Here is a 22,360-nt window from a genome sequence, read left to right on the forward strand (position 1 = left end):
CGTTGGCCAACAGTTGTTGACAGGAGAAGATCAATGCATAGCACCGTGGCGATCGTCGGAGCCGGACCCACCGGGCTGCTCCTCGCCGGAGACCTCGCCCGGGCCGGGATCGAGACGACCGTTTTCGAACGCCGGACCGGCACGTCCAACCTGACCCGCGCGTTCGGCGTCCACGCCCGCACCCTGGAGGTCCTCGACGCCCGCGGCCTGGCCGACGAACTGATCGCCACCGGCCGCAAGGTCGAGCGGCTGCGTCTGTTCGACCGCATCCGGGTCGACCTGAGCGACCTGCCCACGCGCTTCCCGTTCCTGCTGATCACGCCGCAGTGCAACGTGGAGCGGCTGCTGGAGGAGCGCGCGATCGAGGCGGGCGCGCGGATCGTCCGCGGCGTGTCGTACCCGGACCCCGCGATCGACGCCGACTGGATCATCGGGGCCGACGGCGTCCACAGCGCCGTCCGCGAGGCCGCCGGCCTGCCGTTCCCCGGCCGCTCCGTGCTCACCTCGATCATGCTGGCCGACGTACGCCTGGCCGACCCGCCCGACGACGTGCTCGCCGTCAACGCGGTCGGCGACGCGTTCGCGTTCGTCGCCCCGTTCGGCGACGGCTGGCACCGGATCTTCGCCTGGGACCGCCGCCACCAGGTCGGCGACCAGGAACCGGTCACCCTCGACGAGATCCGCGACGTCACCCGGCGCGCCCTCGGCACCGACTTCGGCATCCTCGAGAGCCGCTGGATGTCCCGCTTCCACAGCGACGAACGCCAGGCCCCCGCCTACCGCGCCGGCAACCTCCTGCTGGCCGGCGACGCCGCCCACGTCCACTCCCCGGCCGGCGGCCAGGGCATGAACACCGGCCTGCAGGACGCGGCCAACCTCGGCTGGAAACTCGCGGCCACCGTCCAGGGCTGGGCCCCGCCCGGCCTGCTCGACACCTACCAGGGCGAACGTCACCCGGTCGGCAAGATGGTCCTGCGCAGCAGCGGCGCCATCATCCGCCTGGCGATGATCCGCTCGGCCGGCGGCCGCTGGACCCGCGACACCGCCGGCTCCGCCCTCATGTCACTGCCGCCGGTCATGCACCGCGCCGCCGGCCTCCTCTCCGGCATCGGCATCGACTACCCCGGCGCGCCCCGGGCCGCCGACGTGGTCCTGGGCGACGGCACCCGCCTCTACGAGGCGCTCCGCACCGGCCGGTTCATCCTCATCACCCAAGATCAAATTCAACTGCCTTCGCCGTACGGCGTACGCGTCCATGTCGTCCCGCCGGCCGAACCCACCCCCGACGCCACCCTGATCCGCCCCGACGGCCACATTGCCTGGCGCGGCCCGGCCGCCGACGCCCCCGCCGCCGTGCGCCGCTCCCTCACCCCAACCCCCTGACCACCCCACCCGTCCCCCACCCGTCCCCTCCCACTGCCGCCCGCCGCCATCACCCGCCGTCGCCATCACTCACCGCCATCGTCATCGCCACCTGCCGCTACCCGTTGCCCACCGCGGCCCGTGGCCCGTCGCGCCCCGCCTGCTGGCCGCCGCCGCGTCCGCCGCGGTCTCCGGCTCGCCAGTACCCGCCCGTTTGCGGCGCCAGCTTGCGGCCTGGCTCCCACGGCACGTCCCGCCGGGACTCCCAGCCCTCAGCGCCAGCCGCCGCGCTCCAGCCGGCACCGACAGTTGTTTCCGGCGCCGTCCCTGACCGTCAGCACCAGCTGGCAGGCTTCAGCTGGTGCTGGCGGCTGTTTCCGGCGCGGTTTTCGACCGTGAGCACCAGCTGGCAGGCTTCAGCTGGTGCTGACGGTTGTTTCCGGAGCCGTTTTCGACCGTGAGTGCCAGCTGGCAGGCTTCAGCTGGTGCTGGTGGCTGTGCCCGGCCGAGTTTTCGACCGTGAGTGCCAGCTGGCGGGTTTCGGCTGGTGCTGGAGGCTGTTCCCGGCCAGGCTTGCGACCGTGGGTGCCAGCGAGTTGGGGTTCGGCTGGTGGCGTGAGGGTTCGGCTGGTGGCGCCGGGTCGGTGCGGTTGTTCGGGGAGCCACGCCCGTACCCATCGCGGTGTCAGCGGCCGGGACCGGCCCGGCGAGTGAGCGAAGGCCGCAGCCGTGACTGCCCGCCGGCCACTGCCCGGACCCCACCCCGACCGAGGGGGCAGACCGCCCGCCGACCATTATCCGCGAATTTCGGGACGCCCGCGGGCACCCTGTGGACAGCCCGGTTCTGTGGACAACGGCCGGAACGGTCAGCCGTGTGCTACCGCGGTTTCGACGCCGGTCTCGTGCGGGCCGAGGAAGACGGGGTCGCGGCGGGTGGTGACGTCCCAGGCGGCTTTGAGGGCGGCAGCCCATTCGCGGGTCTGGCCGCGGAACCACAGCGGCTTGTAGATGCGCGCGGTGTCGTCGCCGACGCCGGTGGCGTCGATGCCGAGGGTGCGGCAGAGGGCGACGGCGCGGGGGATGTGGAAGGACTGGGTGACGACGATGGCCCGGTGCACGCCGAAGATCTTGTTGGCGCGGGCGCACGAGTCGTACGTGTCGAAGCCGGCGTGGTCCATCACGATCCTGTCGGCCGGGACACCGCGGGCGACCAGGTAGACCAGCATGGCGCCGGGTTCGTCGTAGGACCATTCGGCGTGGTCGCCGGAGACCAGGATCGCCTTGACCTTGCCGGACCGGTACAGGTCGCGGGCGATGTCGAGTCGGGCGGCCAGGAATGCCGAGGGTTCGCCGTCCGGGTTGACCTGCGCGCCGAGGACCAGGGCGACCGGGGCGGCGGGGACGTCGGCGGCCGTGTGGATGTGGCCGGCGGATTCCTCGCGGACCCAGAGGTTGGTGGCTGCCACGGCGGTGACGGCGAGGGCGACGCCCAGGCCGCCGAGGATGATCAGGCGGCGGAGCGGGAGGGTTCGGCGGAGCCGGGCGAGGAGTGGCACGCGGCCACTCTGGCAGACTCCGGCGAGCCCGACCTCCCCGATCCGTGCCGACGGGGGCAGGGGAGCATGGGCGGGTGGTCGAACAAGATTTATACGTACGGTGGGCCGCCGCGGCCGACGGCGCCCGGGTGTGGCAGCGGCCCGGGGCGACGGTCGTGTCCTGCGCCGACCTGGCGCACTGGGACCGGCTGGTGCTGAGCGGCGACCCGGACGAGCTGGCCGTCCTGCTGCGTGCGGTGATGCCCGAGGTGGGTCCGACGTTCCGCCCGTTCGGGCCGGAGGATCTGGTCGCGGCCGTCGTCGCCCGGATGCCCGAGTTGGCGGCCACCGCCCGGTTCGCCTGGATGGACACCACCGAAAAGGTCGTCAGCCCGATGAACGCCGTCGATTCGCCGGAGGAACCGTACTGGCTCGGCGAGGACGAGTGGCCCGAGGTCGAGGCCCTGCTGGGCGATTCGTTCCCGGACTCGTACGCCCGGCCCGGCGCCCCCGGCGTCCGGAAGTGGGCGGGCCTGCGGGACGTCGACGGCCGCCTGCTCGCGGTCGCCGCCGACGCCTGGTCGACGGGGGAGATCGGGTTCCTGGCCGGGGTGACGACCCACCCGGAGGCCCGGGGCCGGGGACTGGCCGCGAGGCTGTGCGCGTTCGCGGCCGACGACCTGCTGGCGGGCCGGGAGCGGGTGGCCCTGATCGTGGATTACGCGAATGTCGCGGCTGTGGCGACGTACACCAAATTGGGTCTTGAATTGCGGCGAGTGGCAGCGGCCAGGCAGATCTAGGCCGGGAGGACGACACGCCTCCCGGCCCGGATCGGTCAGCTGATGCGGAACTTGGCCGACTGCAGGGCCGAGAGGCGCGAGTTCGGGCCGACGAGCAGCTCGAAGTCCCCGGCCTCGACGACCCGGCGGCCGTCGGCGGTGACCAGCGTGCAGTCGGCCGCCGGGATCTCGATCTCCACGGTCACGCTCTCGCCCGGCGGCACGGTCACCTGCCGGTACGCCTTGAGCTCGCGGTGGGCCCAGGTCACGCTCGTGACCAGGTCGCTGACGTAGGCCTGGATGGTTTCCAGGGCCGGCCGCGTCCCGGTGTTGGAGAGCCGCACGGTCGCCCGCACCACGCCGTCGGCCGGCACGTCGGGTTCGCCGATGGCCAGCCCGTCGTAGACGACGGTGGTGTAGCTGAGCCCCTCGCCGAACGCGAACAGCGGGTCCTGGGTCAGGTCGGCGTAGCGCGTGCCGTGCTGCCCGCGCAGCTGGTTGTAGTAGACCGGCTGCTGCCCGACGTGCCGCGCCGCCGAGATCGGCAGTCGCCCGCTCGGCTCGACGAATCCGAGCAGCAGCTCGGCCAGCGCCTGCCCGCCGCGCATGCCCGGGTTGAACGCCTGGATGATCGCGGCCGCGCCGAGCGCCGACGGCGGCAGCGACAGCGGCTTCGAGTTGATCAGGACGACGATCATCGGCGTGCCGGTGGCGGCGACCGCGTCGAGCAGGGCGATCTGCCCGCCGAGCAGTTCCAGGGTGGCCGTGGAGCAGCCCTCGCCGGTCAGGTTGACGGTGTCGCCGACGACCACGACCGCGTAGTCGGACTCGGCGGCCAGGGCGGCGGCCGCCTCGATCCGAGCGGTGTCCACCGGCGCGGACTCGGAGATCGGCGGGCGGGGCTGCCCGTCCGGGAACGTCTCGCCCTCCGGGTCCGGGACCAGGCGCTCGATGTCGGCGCCCTTCTCGTAGACGATCTCCCAGCCGCCCGGGACGGTCGCCCGCAGGCCGTCCAGCACGGTCGAGGTCAGCTCGCGCGGGTGCCCGTCGGGCATCCAGCTGACCTGCCCGGAGTCGCCGGCCCAGTCGCCGAGCTGCGCGGACACGTCGTGGGCGTTGGGCCCGAGGACCGCGATCCGGCGGGCGGCGGCCGACGGGTCGATCGGCAGGGTGCCGTCGTTGCGCAGCAGCACCAGCGACCGGCGGGCCACCTCAAGGTTCAGCTCGGTGTGCTCGGCACTGCCGATCACCTCGCGCTGCCGGTCGGCATCCGGCGTCCGCGGGTTCTCGAAGAGGCCCAATTCAAACTTCAGACGAAGAATGCGGCGTACGGCGGAATCGATGTCGGACTCCGTGAGAAGGCCCCGCTCGATCGCCTCCTGAGCGCCCTCGAAGAACCGTGGTGTGGTCATGACCAGGTCGTTGCCGGCCTTGACGGCGACCGCGGCGGCCTCGGCGTAATCGGCGCAGACCTTCTGTTCCCACACCATCCGGCCGACGTTGTCCCAGTCGGTCACGAGCGTGCCGGTGAAGCCCCACTCGCCCTTGAGCACGTCGTTGAGCAGCCACTTGTTGGCGGTGATGGGCACGCCGTCCATCGACTGGTAGCCCAGCATGAAGACCTGGCAGCCCTCCTTGGCGGCCCGCTCGAACGGCGGCAGGAACCAGGATCGCAACTTCCGGCGGCTGATGTCGGCCTCGCTGGCGTCGCGCCCGCCCTGCGTCTCCGAGTACCCGGCGAAGTGCTTGGCGGTGGCCAGGATGCCGGTCGGGTCGGTCAGGCCGTCACCCTGGTAGCCGCGGATCATGGCCGCGCCCAGGTCGCTGATCAGCAGTGGATCCTCACCGAAGGTCTCGTCGACCCGGCCCCAGCGCAGATCTCGCGTGATGCACAACACAGGCGAGAAGGTCTGGTGGATACCGGTCGCCGAAACCTCCACGGCGGTCGCCCGAGCGACGCGTTCCAGCAGGTCAGGGTCCCAGGAGGCGGCCATGCCGAGCTGGGTCGGGAAGATCGTCGCCCCGGGCCAGAACGAGTGCCCGTGGATGCAGTCCTCCGCGGTGAGGAGCGGAATTTTCAGTCGGGTCCGGGCCAGGAGCTCGCTCGCCTCGATCAGCTTGGCCGGCGAGGTGTGCAGGATGGATCCGGCCAGCTTGTCCTGGATGATCTCGGCCAGGTCCTGCCGGGCGTCCAGCTGCAGCATCTGGCCCACCTTCTCGGGCAGCGTCATGCGGCTGAGCAGGTCGTCGACGCGCTGATCCACGGCGAGAGCGGGGTCCAGATAGGGGAAGTCTGCAGGCACGCGGGCCTCCGGTCGTCATGACCGCGAAGCACGGTCTGCGAAACACGAACGTCACGGAGTCTTCCAGTCCGGAACCGGTTCCGGCACCCCGCCCCGGTTCCGGAACTTTTAGATCCCCTAAGAGTCGGCTGACCATACGGCAAACATCCGGAAACCGCGTGAACCGAAGCGGCAATCCGGCGTAGATCCGGGTAGGGTCGGAGAAGATCGTACGGATCGGAGTTCTTCGATCACTATAAGTGATTGTCCGACACCGCGAGGGGAACGAATGAGCTCGACAGAAAGGGCGCTCAAGGGCGCCGCCGAAGCCATCGAACACATAGAGGGCATCTGCTTCAAGACCGGTCCACCTCGGTGGATCGGGGCCGAACTGGAATGGACCACCCACCGCGCCGGTGACCCGGCCGCGTACCTGCGGCCCGCGGAACTGAGCGCCGCACTCGGCGGGCACGCGCCCGCCAGCCTCGGGAATCCGGAACCCGAGCCACTGCCCGCCGGTGGCACGGTCACCGTCGAGCCCGGCGGCCAGGTCGAGATCTCCTCCGCACCCGCGGAATCGCTGGTCGCCCTGCACGCCGCCGTCTCCGCCGATCACGCCCACCTCGCCGGCCTGCTGGCCCGCAGCGGGATCGAGCTGGGGGAGCGCGGGATCGACCCGCAACGGCAACCGCGCCGCATCCTGGAGACCCCGCGCTACGCCGCGATGGAACGATCCTTCGATCACGCCGGCCGGACCATGATGGGCAGCACCGCCGGTCTCCAGGTCTGTCTCGACGCCGGGGAGTCCGGCTCGGTCGCCGTCCGCTGGGCGGCGCTCCACGAGTTCGGGCCGCCGCTGGTGGCGCTGTTCGCGAACTCCCGCCGGCACGCCGGCCGGGACACCGGCTGGGCCTCGGCCCGCATGGCCGCGTGGTACGGCATCGACCGCCGGCGCACCGCCCCGGCACTCAACGGCGGGCACGACCCGGCCAAGGACTGGGCCCGCTACGCGCTGGACGCCCCGCTGCTCTGCGTGCGGCGCGACGGCGACGACTGGGACGCCCCGCCCGGGTTCACCTTCGCCGACTGGCTGGCCGACAGCGGGCCGATCGGCCGGGCCCCCACCGAGGCCGACCTCGACTACCACCTGAACACCCTGTTCCCGCCGGTCCGGCCGCGGGGCTACCTGGAGGTCCGCTACCTCGACACCCAGCCGGGGGACGAGTGGATCGCCCCGGTCGCCGTGGTCGCCGCGCTGATGGCCGACGACACGATCACCGGACGGGCCCGGGAGATCGCCGCCCCGGCCGCCGATCGCTGGCAGCAGGCGGCGCGGGACGGGCTCGGCGATGCCGTCGTGCACGCGGCGGCGGCCGGGCTGGCCGAGCTGGCCTGCGAGAACTTCGGACGGACGGGGCTGGCCGAACCCGTACGGGAAATGATCTTTGCCGGAATTTCCCGGCGGCTGCGAACGAGAACCGGCGTGGAGGGAAGCGCACGATGACGACCCCTGACAAGAACGCGATCGCGGCGCAGCTGGAGCGCAGCCGGGCCCGGACCGTGCTGCTCACCGACGCGGTCGACGAGGACGACCTGCTGCGGCAGCACTCGCCGCTGATGTCCCCGCTGATCTGGGACCTGGCCCACGTCGGCAGCCAGGAGGAGATCTGGCTGGTCCGCGACGTCGGCGGGCGCGAGCCGCTGCGGCCGGACATCGACCATCTGTACGACGCGTTCAAGCACGCCCGCCGGGACCGGCCGGCGCTGCCGCTGCTCGACCCGGCCGAGGCCCGCAAGTACATCGCGCAGGTCCGGGACAAGGCCCTCGACGTGCTCGACCACGTCCGGCTGGACGAGCGGCCGCTGCTCGCCGGCGGGTTCGCGTTCGGGATGATCGTGCAGCACGAGCAGCAGCACGACGAGACCATGCTCGCCACCCACCAGCTGCGCTCCGGCGGCCCGGTGCTGTCGGCGCCGCCGCCTCCGCGATCCTTCACGAGGGTCCGCGGTGAGGTGTTCGTCCCCGGCGGACCGTTCACGATGGGCACCGACACCGACCCGTGGGCGCTCGACAACGAGCGGCCGGCCCACGTCGTCGACGTTCCGGCGTTCCTGATCGACGCGGCGCCGGTGACCAACGCCGAGTTCGCCGCCTTCATCGACGCGGGCGGCTACGACGATCCCCGATGGTGGTCCGAGCGCGGCTGGGCCCACCGGAACGAGGCCGGGCTGGTGGCGCCGATGCACTGGTTCTCCGACCAGGGGCAGTGGTATCACCGGCGCTTCGGCCGGGTCGACCCGATCGCCGGGAACGAACCGGTCGTGCACGTCGGCTACTTCGAGGCCGAGGCGTACGCGACCTGGGCCGGGAAACGCCTGCCGACCGAGATCGAGTGGGAGAAGGCGGCCCGCTGGGACCCGGAGACCGGACGCTCCCGGCGCTTCCCGTGGGGCGACGACCCGCCCGGGCCCGACCACGCCAACCTGGGACAACGGCACCTCACGCCGGCCCCGGTGGGCGCCTATCCGGCCGGGGCGTCACCGCTCGGCGTGCACCAGCTGATCGGCGACGTCTGGGAGTGGACGTCGTCCGACTGGCACGGCTATCCCGGGTTCTGCGTCTTCCCGTACGCGGAGTACTCCGAGGTGTTCTTCGGCGGCGACTACAAGGTGCTGCGCGGCGGGTCGTTCGGGACCGACGCGGCCGCCGTGCGCGGGACGTTCCGCAACTGGGACCACCCGATCCGGCGGCAGATCTTCAGCGGCTTCCGCTGCGCCCGGGACCTCGCCTGATGTGTCGCCACCTGGCCTACCTCGGGCCGCCCGTGCCACTGGCGTCGCTGCTGTTCGAGCCCGGGCACGGGCTGGTCCATCAGGCGTGGGCGCCGCGGGACATGCGCGGCGGCGGGACGATCAACGCGGACGGTTTCGGGGTGGGCTGGTTTCCGGCCGGCGGGGGCGACCCGCTCCGGTACCGCAGCGCGATGCCGATCTGGACCGACGCGGCACTGCCCGGGCTGTCCGCTTCTGTTCAGTCCGGGGCGGTGCTGGCGGCGGTGCGGTCGGCCACCGTCGGGATGCCGGTGATCGAGACGGCGGCGGCGCCTTTCCAGTACGAGCGGTGGCTGTTCAGCCACAACGGGGTCGTGCGGGGCTTTCCCGGCACTCTGGCGTCGCTCGCCTCCGCCCTGCCGGTCGAGGATCTTCTGACCCTTGAGGCACCGACCGATTCCGCGGCCCTGTTCGCCCTTGTCCGCCATCAGCTCCGAGCGGGGAAGACAGCGGCCGAGGCCGTCGCGTCGGTCGTCTCCGACGTTTCCGGGGTATCGCCCGACTCCCGGCTGAATCTGCTGCTCACCGACGGCGAACAGATCGTCGCCACCACCGTCGGTCACTCGCTCTCCATCCGGGTGCTGACCGATTCCGTCCTGGTCGCCTCCGAACCACCGGACGACCACCCCGCGTGGCGGGCGGTGCCCGACCGGCGCCTGCTGACCGCCACCCTCACCGACCTGACCATGGGAGAGGTATGACCTCGCTGGAGAAGCACCTCGACGAGCGTGACCTGGCCCGATCCCTCCGCGCCGACGTGCGCGAAGGGCTCGCGGCCACCCCGAAGCGGCTGCCGCCCAAGTGGTTCTACGACGCCCGGGGCAGCCGGCTCTTCGAGGACATCACCCGCCTGCCGGAGTACTACCCGACCCGTACCGAACGCGCCATCCTGACCGAGAACGCCCAGGAGATCGCCCGGATCACCGACGCCAAGACCCTCGTCGAACTCGGCTCCGGCTCGTCCGAGAAGACCCGGCTGCTGCTCGACGCGATGCTCGAACGGGGCACGCTCGGCTCGTTCGTGCCGCTCGACGTGTCCGAATCCGCCCTGCTCGAAGCCGTCGAGTCGCTGAACTCGGCCTACCCCGGCCTGGCGATCACCGGCGTGGTCGGCGACATGACCCGCCACCTGCGGCATCTGCCCGACGGGGACGGCCGGGTGGTGGCCTTCCTGGGCGGGACGATCGGCAACCTGGTTCCGTCCGAGCGGTCCGCGTTCCTGGGCGACCTGCGGGCCGTCCTGCACCCGGGGGAGTGGCTGCTGCTCGGCGCCGACCTGGTGAAAGACCCCGGGATGCTGGTGCCCGCCTACGACGACGCGGCCGGGGTCACGGCCGAGTTCAACAAGAACGTGCTCCACGTGATCAACCGGGAGCTCGCGGCCGATTTTGATCCCCTGGCGTTCGAGCACGTGGCGGTCTGGGACCCGGCCCACGAGTGGATCGAGATGCGGCTGCGGTCGGTGCGGGACCAGGTCGTACGCATCAAGGAACTTGATCTTGATGTGTCCTTCGCGGCCGGCGAGGAGATGCGCACCGAGATCTCCGCGAAATTCCGCAAGGCTCGGCTCGCCGCCGAACTCGCGGCCTCGGGCTTCGCCCTCCGCCACTGGTGGTCCGACCCCCAGGATTGGTTCGGCCTCGCCCTGGCCCAGGCCGAGACGATCTAGCGCGTACGTCCATGGCCCGCGCCCGTGGCGGCCCCGGCGCGACCTCCGCCGCCGGTCCCGCCCCGGCCGCGCCTCCCGCGTCCGGCTGGCGCTGAGGGCTGCCCGCAGCCCGAAAAAGAGCCATGAGCACCAGCCGGGACCGGGCGCCGCGGCCGGTCCCGGTCCGCGGCGCGGCTCGCGGTCCCAGCTGGTGCTGGCGGTTGTGTCGAGGCCCTTGAGGCAGCCGCCAGCGCCGGCCGGCTGGTCTGGGCTGGTGCTGGGGGTTACTCGGGGCTGTTGTCGATGCTGGGGACGGCGAGGCCAGCGGCTTCGAGGGCGTCGAGACGGTTCTCGGCGGCGATCTTCTCCTGCTCGGCGAGAGCGGCGTACTCAGCCAGGACGGACGGGTCGTCCGCGTCCTCGACGCGGTCGAAGAAGCGCTGGGTGGTGCGGACCGCCTCGGCGTAGGCGGAGGCGGCGGCGCGCAGCGCGATGATGGTGTCGTCGGTCATGCGTCCGGCTTACCCGGTGCCGGGTGTCGATGTCGACCGGCCGGAGGGTGACGCGGCTCCCATTGTCCGTGAGGATGGGGACATGAGGTTCGATGCGCCGCGGCGGCCCGGGTGGCGGGATCTCCGCGCCGAGTTGCGGCGCGGACTCACCGAGGGGCGGCTGCCGGTCTTCGGCCTGCCCGATCCGGCCGGCGACCGATCCGGCGACCGGTCCGACGAGTGGTTCGGCGGGCCGGGTGGTGACCGCGCCGGCGGGCGGTTCGGCGGGTGGGAGACATCGGACGACCTGCTCGTCGCGGTGACCGTGGAATACGGGGACCCGGCGCTGGCCTGGCTCGAGGTGGAGACGGCGCGGTGGGACGGGACGATCCGGTCCACGCCCGATCTGCGGGAGACACTGCGGCAGCATCTGCGGCTGGCCGGGGTGCGGTTCGCGGACGTGACCTGGGACGAGTCGGAGACGGCGATCGTCGTGGACGGGCGCGAGCTGACCGCCCGGGTGATGCGCGCCGGCGACGACTGGTGGGCGGCGCGGGTGGTGTTCGACGGCGGGGCGTTCGGCGAGCTCGAGGTGGGCCTGGTCGCGTACCGGAAAGCGTTCGAACCTCGCATCGTCGGCCTGCCGGACGCCGTCGTCGCGGAGATGTTGAACGCACCCCTGGCCCGGCAGCAATGGCCGCAGGCCGAGCTGTCCCGGGAACCGGAGGATCCCGGCGGCGAGCCGCATCGACGGCTGGTCCACCTGGTCCTGCGCAGTGCCCGTGAGCAGGTCGTCTGGCTCGACGAGGGCGGTCCGGCGCCGCGGATGCCGGTGACCTGGCCGGAGATCTGGCGGTCGGCGATCCGCCGGCAGGCGGACCTGTCGGGCGAGTCCGAGGCGGTCGCCGAGAGTGCCGTGCAGAGCCTGTTGTCGCAGCTCACCAGCCTGCAGTCGGATGCCGGATGGTTCCGGGAGGACGAGCGGCTGCGGGAGCGGGCGATCAGCGAGACGCTGCTGTTCGCGACCGGGCTGTCGGTCGACGTGCCGAGCCGGCCGGCGCAGGAGGCCTGGCAGGAGCGGGAGGGGACCCGGCGGCTGGCGCCGCGTCCCGCGGTGGAGGCGTCCGCGCAGGCTGATGATCACTGGTTGTCGCTCTGGGGTGAGTGGGCGCGGCGAGCGCGCTGAAACCGCGCCGCTTCCTGAACCCCGTCGCTTTTGAACCGCTTGTGGAACCGCGCTGCGCGCTGGAACCGCCCGGCGCGCTGATCGCGACCGGTGCAGCGGCCGGGTGGTCGTGTCGCCCGAGGCGCCGACGACGGCACCTGACCCACTAAATCCGTATTTATCCGGTGCGACGCCCGTTCAAGCGCGATCGTGACTCCGGGCACGCCACGGTTGCCGTCGGCAATGCGAGTTGATACGGTTCTTTGCATAGTCATGCGGAGGTAGGTGTTCTTATGGGAGTCCGGGTAGCGGTCGCCGGAGCAAGTGGATACGCGGGCGGGGAGTTGCTGCGCCTGCTCGCCGGGCACCCCGAGTTCGACCTGATCGCGGCGACCGCGCACAGCCAGGCCGGCCAGCACGTGACGTCCGTCCATCCTCAGCTGACCGGGCTCGATCTGACGCTCGGCACCACCGACGCGGAGACGCTCGGTGACGCTGACCTGGTCTTCCTCGCCCTGCCGCACGGTCAGTCGGCGTCGGTCGCGGCGCAGCTGAAACCGGGTACGAGGGTGGTCGACCTGGGCGCCGACTTCCGGCTGGAGAGCGCCGAGCAGTGGACGCGCTATTACGGCGGCGGCCACGCCGGCACGTGGACCTACGGGCTGCCCGAGTTGCCCGGTGCCCGCGCCGCCATCCAGGGCTCGGACCGGGTCGCCAACACGGGTTGTTATGCGGCCACGATCATCCTGGCCCTGGCCCCGCTGATCGCTTCCGGCGTCGCCGACCCGGAGGACGTGGTGGTGGTGGCCAGTTCCGGCACGTCCGGCGCCGGGCGCAACGCCAAGGTGAACCTGCTGGCCAGCGAGATCATGGGTGACCTGTCGCCCTACAAGGTCGGCCGGCACCAGCACGTCGCCGAGATCAAGCAGGCCACCGGCGCCGCCTCGCTGTCGATGACGCCGATCCTGGCGCCGATGCCGCGCGGCATCCTGGCGACGATCACGGCCAAGCGGCGCAACGGCGGCGACCCGCGCGAGGCGCTCCAGGCGGCTTATGCGGACGAGCCGTTCATCCACGTGCTCCCCGAGGGGGCCTGGCCGCACACGGCCGCCACGTCCGGTTCCAACTCGTGCCACCTGCAGGCCACTGTCGATGTCGACTCCGGCCGCATCATCGTGGTCAGCGCGCTCGACAACCTGGGCAAGGGCGCCGCCGGCCAGGCGGTGCAGAACGCCAACATCATGTTCGGCCTGCCGGAGACGGCCGGCCTCAGCGTCTTCGGAGTGGCCCCGTGACTGTTACCCACCCCAAGGGCTTCAAAGCGTCTGGTGTTGCCGCCGGCCTGAAGACCAGCGGGAACCCGGACGTCGCCCTGGTCGTCAACGACGGCCCCGACTACACGGCCGCGGCCGTCTTCACCGGTAACCGGGTGAAGGCCGCGCCGGTTCTGTGGAGCCAGCAGGTGCTCAAGGGCGGGGTGATCCGCGCGGTCGTCCTCAACTCCGGTGGCGCCAACGCCTGCACCGGCCCGCAGGGTTTCCGCGACACCCACGCCACCGCCGAGCACACCGCGTCGGTGCTGCGCTCGACGAAGAAGCTGATGATCGGCCCCGGTGACATCGCGGTCTGCTCGACCGGCCTGATCGGCGAGCTGCTCCCGATGGACAAGCTGCTGCCGGGCGTCAACGCCGCGGTCAAGGCGCTCGCCGCGGACGGTGGCCCGAAGGCGGCCGAGGCGATCATGACCACCGACACGGTCGCCAAGAACGCGGTCGCCCAGCGTGAGGGCTGGTCGGTCGGCGGCATCGCCAAGGGGGCCGGCATGCTCGCCCCGGCCCTGGCCACCATGCTCGTGGTGATCACCACCGATGCCTCGGCCGACAACGAGACCCTGGACGCGGCGCTGCGCGCGGCCACCCGGGTCACCTTCGACCGGATCGACGCCGACGGCTGCATGTCCACCAACGACACCGTGCTGCTGCTGGCCAGCGGCGCCTCGGACCGGCAGCCGACCCTGGCCGAGCTGACCGCCGCGGTCACCGAGGTCTGCCACGACCTGGCCCAGCAGCTGATCGCCGACGCCGAGGGCGCCACCAAGCACATCGCGATCGAGGTGGCCGGCGCGGCCAGCGAGGCCGACGCGGTGCTGGTGGGTCGCACGGTGGCCGGGAACAACCTGGTCAAGACCGCGTTCTTCGGCAACGACCCGAACTGGGGGCGGATCCTGGCCGCGGTCGGGACCACGACGGCCGCGTTCGAGCCGGACCGGATCGACGTCGCGATCAACGGTGTCTGGGTGTGCAAGAACGGCGCCGCGGCCGAGGACCGGAACAAGGTCGACCTCTCCGGACGCGACGTCAAGGTCGTGATCAACCTGCGCGAGGGTGAGATGAGCGCGACCATCTGGACCACCGATCTTTCCCACGCCTACGTTCACGAGAATTCGGCATATTCCTCGTGAAGGCGCATAAAAAGGCCGAAATCCTGATCGAAGCGCTCCCGTGGCTGGAGCGGTTCCACGGCGCGACGATCGTGATCAAGTACGGCGGCAACGCCATGATCGATCCGACGCTGCAGCAGGCCTTCGCGGCCGACATGGTCTTCCTGCGCCACGTCGGGATCAAGCCGGTCGTCGTGCACGGCGGCGGCCCGCAGATCAGCCGGATGCTCAAGCGCGTCGGCCTCGAATCGGAGTTCCGCGGCGGCCTGCGGGTCACCACCCCGGAGACGATGGAGATCGTCCGGATGGTGCTCACCGGCCAGGTCGGCCGCGAACTGGTCGGCCTGATCAACCAGCACGGCCCGCACGCGGTCGGGCTCTCCGGCGAGGACGCGGGGCTGTTCACCGCCGTACGCCGAGGGGCCCTGATCGACGGCGAGGAGGTCGACATCGGCCTGGTCGGCGACGTCGACAAGGTGGACACGTCGGCGGTCGACGACCTGATCGCGGCCGGTCGCATCCCGGTGATCGCCACCGTCGCGCCGGACGCCGACGGCGTGCTGCACAACGTGAACGCCGACACCGCCGCCTCGGCCCTCGCGGTCGCGCTCGGCGCCCGCAAGCTGGTCGTGCTGACCGACGTGCCCGGCCTGTACACGAACTGGCCGGACACGTCGTCGCTGACCAGCGAGATCGACGCCGACGCGCTGGAGAAACTGCTGCCGTCCCTGGAGTCCGGGATGGTGCCCAAGATGGAGGCGTGCATGCGCGCGGTGCGCGGCGGGATCCCCTCGGCGCACGTCGTCGACGGCCGGGTCGCCCATTCGACGCTGCTCGAGGTCTTCACGGAAGAAGGAGTCGGAACCATGGTGGTCCCCTCATGAGCACGCTGTCCGAGCGCTGGTCGCAGTCCATGATGAACAACTACGGCACCCCGGCGATCGGCCTGGTCAAGGGCGAGGGCGCGGTGCTCACGGCCGAGGACGGCACGAAGTACGTCGACTTCCTCGGCGGCATCGCGGTCAACGCCCTCGGCCACGCCCACCCGGCCGTGGTCGCCGCCGTCACCCAGCAGATCCAGCAGCTGGGTCACGTCTCCAACTTCTACGTCTCCGAGCCGTCGATCGCCCTGGCCGAGCTGCTGCTCGCGCTGGCCGGCCGCCCCGGGCGGGTGCTGTTCTGCAACTCCGGCGCCGAGGCCAACGAGGCCGCCTTCAAGATCTCCCGCCTCACCGGCCGCACCCACGTGGTGGCGACCAACGGCGCGTTCCACGGCCGGACCATGGGGGCGCTCGCGCTGACCGGCCAGCCCGCCAAGCAGGATCCCTTCCGGCCGCTGCCGGGCGACGTCACCCACATCCCGTACGGCGACGTCGAGGCGCTCCGGAACGCCGTGACCTCCGAGACCGCCATGGTGATCCTGGAGCCGATCCAGGGCGAGAACGGCGTCGTCGTGCCCCCGCCCGGTTACCTGAGCGCGGCCCGCGAGATCTGCACCAGCAACAAAGCCCTGCTCGTGCTGGACGAGATCCAGACCGGCATCGGGCGCACCGGCCACTGGTTCCACCACCAGAGCGAAGGTGTCGAACCGGACATCGTGACCCTGGCCAAGGGCCTCGGCGGTGGCCTGCCGCTCGGCGCCTGCATCGCCTTCGGCCCGGCCGCCGACCTGCTCACGCCCGGTCTGCACGGCAGCACGTTCGCCGGCAACCCGGTCTCCTGCGCGGCCGGTCTCGCGGTCGTCCGCACGATCGCCGGCGAAGGGCTGCTCGACCACGTCAAGCGGATCGGCGAGCAGCTGCGGCGGGGGATCGAGGGCCTGAACCACCCGTACGTGAAAAATGTCCGCGGCGCCGGGCTCCTCCTCGGCATCGTGCTCAACCAGCCGAACTCGGCCGACATCGCAGCGCGGCTGCGCGACGCGGGTTTCCTGGTCAACGCCGCGAAACCGGACGTCATCCGGCTCGCCCCGCCCCTGATCATCTCCTCCGATCAGGCCGACGCCCTGATCGCGGCCCTGGACGGTATCCGGTGACCCTGCGCCACTTCCTCCGCGACGACGACCTGACCCCGCAGGAGCAGTCCGACGTCCTCGACCTGGCCGCCGAGATGAAGGCCAACCGGTTCGGCTTCACGCCCCTGGCCGGCCCGCGCTCGGTCGCGGTCTTCTTCGACAAGGCCAGCCTGCGCACCCGGCTGTCCTTCGAGGCCGGCATCGCCGAACTGGGCGGCCAGCCGATCATCGTCGACACGCAGAACACGCACTTCGGGCGGGGCGAGAGCCTGGCCGACGCCGGCCGGGTCGTCTCCCGCTACGTCAGCGCCATGGTCTACCGCACCTACGAGGACGAACGGCTCGCCGAGCTGGCCTCCGGGGTCGACGTGCCGGTGATCAACGCGCTCTCCGACGGCTACCACCCCTGCCAGCTGCTCGCCGACCTCCTGACCATCCGGGAGAGATTCGGAACCACAAAGGGCAAAATTCTTGCGTACGTCGGTGACGCCGCCAACAACATGGCCCACTCGTACCTGCTGGCCGGGGCGACCGCCGGTCTGCACGTGCGGGTCTCCGGCCCCTCCGGTTTCGACCCGGACCCGGCCGTGGTCGGGCGCGCGTCCGAGATCGCGGCGTGGACCGGCGGCTCGGTCGAGGTGCTGCGCGACCCGCGCGAGGCGGCCGACGGCGCGCACGTGATCGCCACCGACACGTGGACGTCGATGGGTCAGGAGGAGGACGGCAAGGACCGGCTCACCCCGTTCTGGCCGTACCAGATCAATGCCGAGCTGCTCAAGGTCGCGGCGCCGGACGCGATCGTGCTGCACTGCCTGCCCGCGCACCGCGGCGAGGAGATCACCGACGAGGTGATGGACGGCCCGCACAGCGTCGTCTTCGACGAGGCCGAGAACCGGCTGCACGCCCAGAAGGCCCTGCTGGGCTGGTTACTGGCGGTTAATAATGGGCGACCGTAGGGAGTCCATCATCAAGCTCAGTTTTGATCATTTTGGCGCGGAACGAAGTGGAGCGTCGAAATGAGCTCACCGGTGACGCGCGCGGGGCGGCATGCCCGGATCGTCGAACTGATCCGCAGCCGCACGGTGCACTCCCAGACCGAACTGGCCGATCTCCTGGCCGGCGAGGGCGTGCAGGTCACCCAGGCCACGCTCTCGCGTGACCTGGAGGAGCTGAACGCGGTCAAGGTCAGCGGCGCCTACCTGATCCCCGAGGACGGCAAACGCCCCCTGCGCGAGACCACCGGTCAGGGCCCGGCCCGGCTGATCCGGCTGCTCCGCGAACTGCTCACCGGCGTCGACTCCAGCGGCAACATCGCCGTCCTGCGCACCCCGCCGGGCGCCGCGCAGTTCCTGGCCAGCGCCCTCGACCGGTCCGGCCTGGCCGACGTGGTCGGCACCATCGCCGGCGACGACACGATCCTGGTCGTGGCCCGCGACAACGGGCCCGAGTCGGGCGCCGCCCTCGCCGCCAAGCTCGACAACTGGAGCCGCGCGGACACCAACACCCAGGAGGACCGATGACCACCTTCTCACCCTCGGTGGAGACCCGGTTCCCGGACTTCGCCGACCACACCGGCAAACTGGCCGGGCTCGGCGTGGAGTTCTTCCTGGCCTCCAACGAGACGGTCCGGCCCCAGCTCAACGAGCTGCCGTACGGCTACAAGCTGAACTGGCTGGACTTCACCGACACGTCCGAGCGCGACTGGTCCGTACGCGAATTCCTGAATCTCTTCAATGTCATCAACGGCATCGCCTTCGGTGACCGGGGCATTCCGATGCCGCAGTGGGTGATGGTCGACCTGATCCTGATGCCGGCCGCGGCCCTGATCGCCGGCCTGCCCCAGGACGAGTTCGCGGCCATGGTCGAGCGGTCCACGTTCCGGTTCGACACCGACGTCAAGCAACTGCTGCGCAAGGTGCAGGAGGACATGCGGGCCAGCGGCTACACCGGTCCGGTGCCGGTCGGCGGCTACTGCGCGGCGCCGTCGGCCGAACCGGGCCGCTGGGTCGGCTGGTCGCTGTGGTCGCTGATGCCGGCCGTCGGGCTCGGCAAGGCCGCCAAAGCGCTCGCCCTGTCCGCCTACCGGGCGCAGAAACTCGACGGCGTCACCCAGTACGACAACAGCGCGCTCAAGGTCCACACCGAGTTCGGCGCGCTGAAAGTCCTGGTCGCGACCGTGCCGTTCCACACCTCGCCGGGCTCGTTCGTCTACCAGAGCGACCTGACCCTGCCGGCCGGATTCCTCAACCCGGCGCCCACGTTCCTGCTCGACCCGTTCGACTACGAGCGCCAGCAGGAGATGCAGCGGGCGATCGAAGCCGGCCGCGCCGAGTTTTACGTCCTGCCGCCCGGCCACGTCATCCAGGATGGCAAGACCTACGTGCCGATTCTTCAGAAGGAACTGTCCCGATGACCAAGCGCAAGATCGTTCTCGCCTTCTCCGGGGGGCTCGACACCTCGTACGCCCTCGTGGACTTCCGCGAGAAGGGCTGGGACGTGGTGACCGCGAACGTCGACACCGGCGGCCTGCACAGCGGCGAGGCCGAGATCGTGTCGGCCCGCGCCGAAGAACTGGGCGCGGTCGAGCACCACGTCGTCGATGCGCGCGCCGAGCTCTACGACCGCGTCGTGACGTACGCGATCAAGGCGAACTACCTGCGCAACGGCGCCTACCCGTCGTGCGTCGGCGCCGAGCGGCTGATCCAGGCGGAGAAAGTCGTGCAGGTCGCGCTGGAGGTCGGCGCGGACGCGATCGCACACGGCTCGACGGGCGCCGGCGCCGATCACGTCCGCTACGACGCGGTCATCCGGGCCCTCGCGCCGCACCTGGAGATCATCACCCCGGTCCGGGACGAGCGCCTGGTCCGCGAGGAAGAAGCGGAATTCCTGCGCAGCCGAGGCTTCGCGGTCAGCGAGAAGGTCAAAAAATACTCGATCAACGAAGGCCTCATCGGTACGTCGATCGGCGGCGAGGAGACGTACGGGAGCTGGGATTACCTTCCCGAGGACGCCTGGACCTACACGAAGTCGATCGCCGACGCCCCCGCGGCCGGCGTCGAACTGCACCTGACCTTCGAAAAGGGCCAGGTCGTGGCCGCCCGGGTCGCCGACGGTGACTCGCTGGTCGCCGACGACGCACCCAACTTCGCGATCCTGTCCGCGCTCAACGTCCTCGGCGGCGAACACGGCGTCGGGCGCGGCATCCACATGGGCTCCACCATGGTCGGCAACCTGGCCCGCGTCGGCTTCGAAGCACCCGGCATGCTGATCCTCATCGCCGCCCATCGCGAACTGGAAAAACTGGTCCTCTCCAACCGGCAGCAGGCAACCAAGGCGACCCTCGGGAACACGTACGGAGACCTGCTCCACGAGGCCGTCTACTTCGACCCGATCATGGACGACTTCCGGGCCTTCCTGGACTCCAGCCAGGGGCGCGTCAGCGGGACCGTTCGCGTCCTGCTGCACAAGGGGAACATTGTGCTGCTGGGGAGCAAGAGCCCGTACAGCCTGCTGGATGCGGCCACCCGTCAAGGGGTGGTCTACGGGCATGGGTCGTCGGCTTGGACCGGGGAAGAGGCTCGGGCATTCGCGCACATGTATGCGATGCCGGGGACGATCGCGCGGATCGCCGGGCAGCCGGTGGAATGAGCTGATCTGCCGCTGTCCTGACTTGCCGCTGTCCTGACCTGCCGTTGGTCCTGACTTGCCGCGGCGTTTGTGGTGCTGGCTTGCTTCGCGGTGGGTGCTTGCGCTCCTGACCTTCGCGGGGCGCTTGGCCCGTGATTTTCTGCTGGGGCGCTCGCGTTTCGATGGCGAGCGTCCCAGCTTTGTGAGGTGCGCTTCCTTTGAACCTTTTGCCATTGTTGCGGCTCTTCGGTGTCGCGGATTTGTCGTGTCGATCAAGCAATTGATTGTCGCTTGGGGATCTATTTTGGCATGATCATTTGCTGACACGGTGGCGTTTGGGTCTGAGACAATTTTTGGTATGGGGCAGTTGTCGTTGTTCGGTCGAGCGGAAACGACCGCGATGCGCGATCGGACCCGGGCACGCAATTATTCGGCCGAGCGTGATGAATTCCGTCGCGAGCAGCAGATTCGCCGGAATTGGGGTCTGAAGCGCCGCCATGCCGAGAAGCTGCGTCGCCTGCGACAGGGCGACTCCGCCGGACGCGCCACGGCTGCCCTCCAGGATCCGACCGCCGTCCAGGATGCGGCTGCCGTTCGGGACATGCCCGCCGTCCGGGATGCGGCTGGACTCCGAGGCGCAGCCGCCGTCCGTGATGCGCCCGCCGTCCGAAGCGCGGCCGTCGCCCGTGATGCGCCCGCCGTCCGGGGCGCGCCCACCAGCCGGGATGCGGCTGCCCTCGGGGATGCGGAAACCGTCCGGGGTGCGGCCGCCCTCGGGGGCGACCGGACGAACCTCGACGCAGTGGCCTTTCAGCCCGCGGCCTCGACGACTCGGCCTGTGGGCCTGGCCTCGGAACCTGCCGCCGCGCTTCAGCGGCCTGCAACTCCACCGTCGGTGGGGGGCGGGATCGAGGTCGCTTGGGGTGCTGGGGCTTCGGCTGGGTCGAGGTGGGTCGTTATTGATTAAGTTTGGTCACCGTATGGCGATGGTAGCGGTGGAACTCGATGATGTTCGATGCCGGCGGGTTTGCTTGGGTCACCGTTCTGTGCCTGAGGTTACAGAAAATTATATTGACGTCGTTTCTTTGTTGATATTGGTTGGGCGCTTCGGGTTGGTAATTCCTTGCGGCGCCCACGATACGCCCGTCTGTGTTTTCCTGCCAGCGCGGGGACGGAGTATTTGGCTCGCCCTCGTGTCGGCAAGAGATAGTGCCGGAAGTATTGCTCTGCGGCATTCGGTCCGGGTGCGCGGCGGTGCTGTGGTGTTGCAGCGGTGCCGTTGGGCTACTCGGGGGTGGTGGGTGGCTGCGGGTTGTTGTGCAGAACTCGCTGGACGACCGCGTAGACCTGGTTCGGGGTGAGGCCGTGCCGCTGGGCGATGCCGTTGACGTCGTGGCCGTCGGCGTACTCGGCGACTATCGCGTCCTCGTTCGGGAACGGCATCGGGGGCGGGTAGCCCTGGGGGCCGTAAACCGGCGGGACATAGGCGGGCGGCGGTGCGTAGGCGGGCGGCGGTGCGTAGGGCGCCGCCCAAGGCTGCTGCGGCGGATATCCCGGATATGCCGGATATCCCTGCTCGGGCGACGGCAATGGCATCGGCGTCGGCATCGGGGGTGGCGGCGTTACCGGTGGCGGCGCGGTCGGGTCGAGCGGCAGCGTGTTGCTCTCCGGCTGTGCTGGTGGTGGCGTGCCATACCCCGGCTGCGCTGGCGGCGGCGCGTAGTATCCCTGAGCGCCGGGCGGCGGCCCATACCCCGGAGGCTGGGGCACGCCATAACCCGGCGGCGCATAGTAACCACCCGGCGGGTACTGACCGGGTGGGGGCGCGTAATAACCGCCCGGCGCCCCGTACCCGGACTGCCCGGCCGCCCCGACCTCCCCTTCGACCACCGCATACACCTGCGCCACGGTGATCCCGTACCGCGCGGCGATCGCCTCCACAGGATGGCCGTCACCGAACTCGGCGACGATGCGGTCCGCCCAGGTCTCCTCCGCGTCGGTCACGCCCGTCAACCTACTCGCCGCCCGCCACCTCCGTACCGAAGCAATTGCGGCCGCAACCAGCAGCGGACCGCAAGGGGAAAGGCTTGTCGTTCAGCTCAGCCAAGTAGTCAGATTGTGCAAAGCCGCCCGAATCTCCGGAATCGGCACGAATTCCCCATCCGTGTGGGCGAGCAGCGGGTCT

General features: G+C 70.7%; 20 protein-coding genes (1 of these 20 only partly in view). 15 read left to right on the forward strand and 5 right to left on the reverse strand.

The features are described 5' to 3' along the window. Positions 1 to 33: 33 nt before the first annotated feature. On the forward strand, positions 34 to 1,383 hold the full coding sequence (locus tag ACSHV8_RS51440) for an FAD-dependent monooxygenase (protein ID WP_436527971.1): 1,350 nt from the start codon (positions 34 to 36) through the stop codon (positions 1,381 to 1,383). Positions 1,384 to 2,228: 845 nt separating this feature from the next. Here ACSHV8_RS51440 and ACSHV8_RS51445 read toward each other — a convergent pair. Then, positions 2,229 to 2,918 (reverse strand): SanA/YdcF family protein, encoded by a 690-nt coding sequence (locus ACSHV8_RS51445; protein ID WP_436527973.1) that lies wholly within the window; start codon positions 2,916 to 2,918, stop codon positions 2,229 to 2,231. A 74-nt stretch (positions 2,919 to 2,992) separates the two neighbouring features. Between ACSHV8_RS51445 and ACSHV8_RS51450 the strand changes: the two genes are divergently transcribed. Further along, positions 2,993 to 3,697, forward strand: a complete 705-nt coding sequence (locus ACSHV8_RS51450; protein WP_436527975.1) for a GNAT family N-acetyltransferase — start codon at positions 2,993 to 2,995, stop codon at positions 3,695 to 3,697. Positions 3,698 to 3,732: 35 nt separating this feature from the next. On the opposite strand, the gene ACSHV8_RS51455 is transcribed toward ACSHV8_RS51450, so the two are convergent. Next, positions 3,733 to 5,979, reverse strand: a complete 2,247-nt coding sequence (locus ACSHV8_RS51455; RefSeq protein WP_436527977.1) for a glycoside hydrolase family 3 N-terminal domain-containing protein — start codon at positions 5,977 to 5,979, stop codon at positions 3,733 to 3,735. Between the two features lie 268 nt (positions 5,980 to 6,247). Between ACSHV8_RS51455 and egtA the strand changes: the two genes are divergently transcribed. From egtA to egtD, 4 genes are read left to right on the forward strand one after another with little or no spacing between them, the layout of a single operon-like run. Continuing rightward, entirely contained in the window at positions 6,248 to 7,462 is a 1,215-nt protein-coding gene (gene egtA / locus ACSHV8_RS51460; RefSeq protein ID WP_436527978.1) for an ergothioneine biosynthesis glutamate--cysteine ligase EgtA, read from the forward strand. Beyond that, positions 7,459 to 8,751: an ergothioneine biosynthesis protein EgtB gene (gene egtB / locus ACSHV8_RS51465; protein ID WP_436527979.1), complete on the forward strand. Its 1,293-nt coding sequence runs from the start codon at positions 7,459 to 7,461 to the stop codon at positions 8,749 to 8,751. Before egtA ends, egtB begins: the two co-directional genes overlap by 4 nt. Continuing rightward, positions 8,751 to 9,491, forward strand: a complete 741-nt coding sequence (gene egtC / locus ACSHV8_RS51470) for an ergothioneine biosynthesis protein EgtC (protein WP_436527981.1) — start codon at positions 8,751 to 8,753, stop codon at positions 9,489 to 9,491. The genes egtB and egtC overlap by 1 nt, the downstream gene beginning before the upstream one ends. Beyond that, on the forward strand, positions 9,488 to 10,459 hold the full coding sequence (gene egtD / locus ACSHV8_RS51475) for an L-histidine N(alpha)-methyltransferase (protein WP_436527983.1): 972 nt from the start codon (positions 9,488 to 9,490) through the stop codon (positions 10,457 to 10,459). The genes egtC and egtD overlap by 4 nt, the downstream gene beginning before the upstream one ends. A 263-nt stretch (positions 10,460 to 10,722) precedes the next feature. On the opposite strand, the gene ACSHV8_RS51480 is transcribed toward egtD, so the two are convergent. Next, positions 10,723 to 10,950 carry a hypothetical protein gene (locus tag ACSHV8_RS51480; RefSeq protein WP_436527985.1) on the reverse strand — a complete coding sequence of 76 codons (228 nt, stop codon included), beginning with the start codon at positions 10,948 to 10,950 and terminating at the stop codon, positions 10,723 to 10,725. 82 nt (positions 10,951 to 11,032) lie between these two features. Here ACSHV8_RS51480 and ACSHV8_RS51485 point away from each other — a divergent pair, with 82 nt between their 5' ends. From ACSHV8_RS51485 to argG, 9 genes are all read left to right on the forward strand, one after another. Then, a complete protein-coding gene (locus ACSHV8_RS51485; RefSeq protein WP_436527987.1) occupies positions 11,033 to 12,115 on the forward strand; it encodes a hypothetical protein in 1,083 nt (360 codons plus the stop codon). A gap of 272 nt (positions 12,116 to 12,387) precedes the next feature. Beyond that, positions 12,388 to 13,389, forward strand: coding sequence for an N-acetyl-gamma-glutamyl-phosphate reductase (argC, locus tag ACSHV8_RS51490; RefSeq protein WP_436527989.1), 1,002 nt, complete (start codon positions 12,388 to 12,390; stop codon positions 13,387 to 13,389). After that, positions 13,386 to 14,555, forward strand: a complete 1,170-nt coding sequence (argJ, locus tag ACSHV8_RS51495; RefSeq protein ID WP_436527991.1) for a bifunctional glutamate N-acetyltransferase/amino-acid acetyltransferase ArgJ — start codon at positions 13,386 to 13,388, stop codon at positions 14,553 to 14,555. Before argC ends, argJ begins: the two co-directional genes overlap by 4 nt. Beyond that, positions 14,552 to 15,418, forward strand: coding sequence for an acetylglutamate kinase (argB, locus tag ACSHV8_RS51500; RefSeq protein WP_436527992.1), 867 nt, complete (start codon positions 14,552 to 14,554; stop codon positions 15,416 to 15,418). The genes argJ and argB overlap by 4 nt, the downstream gene beginning before the upstream one ends. Further along, positions 15,415 to 16,569 carry an acetylornithine transaminase gene (locus ACSHV8_RS51505; protein ID WP_436527994.1) on the forward strand — a complete coding sequence of 385 codons (1,155 nt, stop codon included), beginning with the start codon at positions 15,415 to 15,417 and terminating at the stop codon, positions 16,567 to 16,569. The genes argB and ACSHV8_RS51505 overlap by 4 nt, the downstream gene beginning before the upstream one ends. Continuing rightward, complete coding sequence (argF, locus tag ACSHV8_RS51510) at positions 16,566 to 17,504, forward strand: ornithine carbamoyltransferase (RefSeq protein ID WP_436527995.1); 939 nt, start codon at positions 16,566 to 16,568, stop codon at positions 17,502 to 17,504. The genes ACSHV8_RS51505 and argF overlap by 4 nt, the downstream gene beginning before the upstream one ends. Before the next feature lie 60 nt (positions 17,505 to 17,564). Further along, entirely contained in the window at positions 17,565 to 18,068 is a 504-nt protein-coding gene (locus ACSHV8_RS51515; protein ID WP_436527996.1) for an arginine repressor, read from the forward strand. Next, positions 18,065 to 18,961, forward strand: a complete 897-nt coding sequence (locus ACSHV8_RS51520; RefSeq protein WP_436527997.1) for a hypothetical protein — start codon at positions 18,065 to 18,067, stop codon at positions 18,959 to 18,961. The genes ACSHV8_RS51515 and ACSHV8_RS51520 overlap by 4 nt, the downstream gene beginning before the upstream one ends. Further along, a complete protein-coding gene (gene argG, locus ACSHV8_RS51525; protein ID WP_436527999.1) occupies positions 18,958 to 20,196 on the forward strand; it encodes an argininosuccinate synthase in 1,239 nt (412 codons plus the stop codon). Before ACSHV8_RS51520 ends, argG begins: the two co-directional genes overlap by 4 nt. Positions 20,197 to 21,459: 1,263 nt before the next feature. Here the strand turns inward: argG and ACSHV8_RS51530 are convergent. Continuing rightward, a complete protein-coding gene (locus ACSHV8_RS51530) occupies positions 21,460 to 22,179 on the reverse strand; it encodes a hypothetical protein (protein ID WP_436528001.1) in 720 nt (239 codons plus the stop codon). Positions 22,180 to 22,269: 90 nt separating this feature from the next. After that, a protein-coding gene (dapE, locus tag ACSHV8_RS51535; RefSeq protein WP_436537360.1) for a succinyl-diaminopimelate desuccinylase crosses the window boundary here: on the reverse strand, positions 22,270 to 22,360 show its final stretch. 557 nt of this gene lie beyond the right edge of the window; only the last 91 of its 648 coding nucleotides appear in the window; its start codon lies off the right edge, out of view; its stop codon occupies positions 22,270 to 22,272.

Origin of the sequence: Actinoplanes sp. HUAS TT8 (genome assembly GCF_051380535.1) — a bacterium.
Classification (GTDB): domain Bacteria; phylum Actinomycetota; class Actinomycetes; order Mycobacteriales; family Micromonosporaceae; genus Actinoplanes.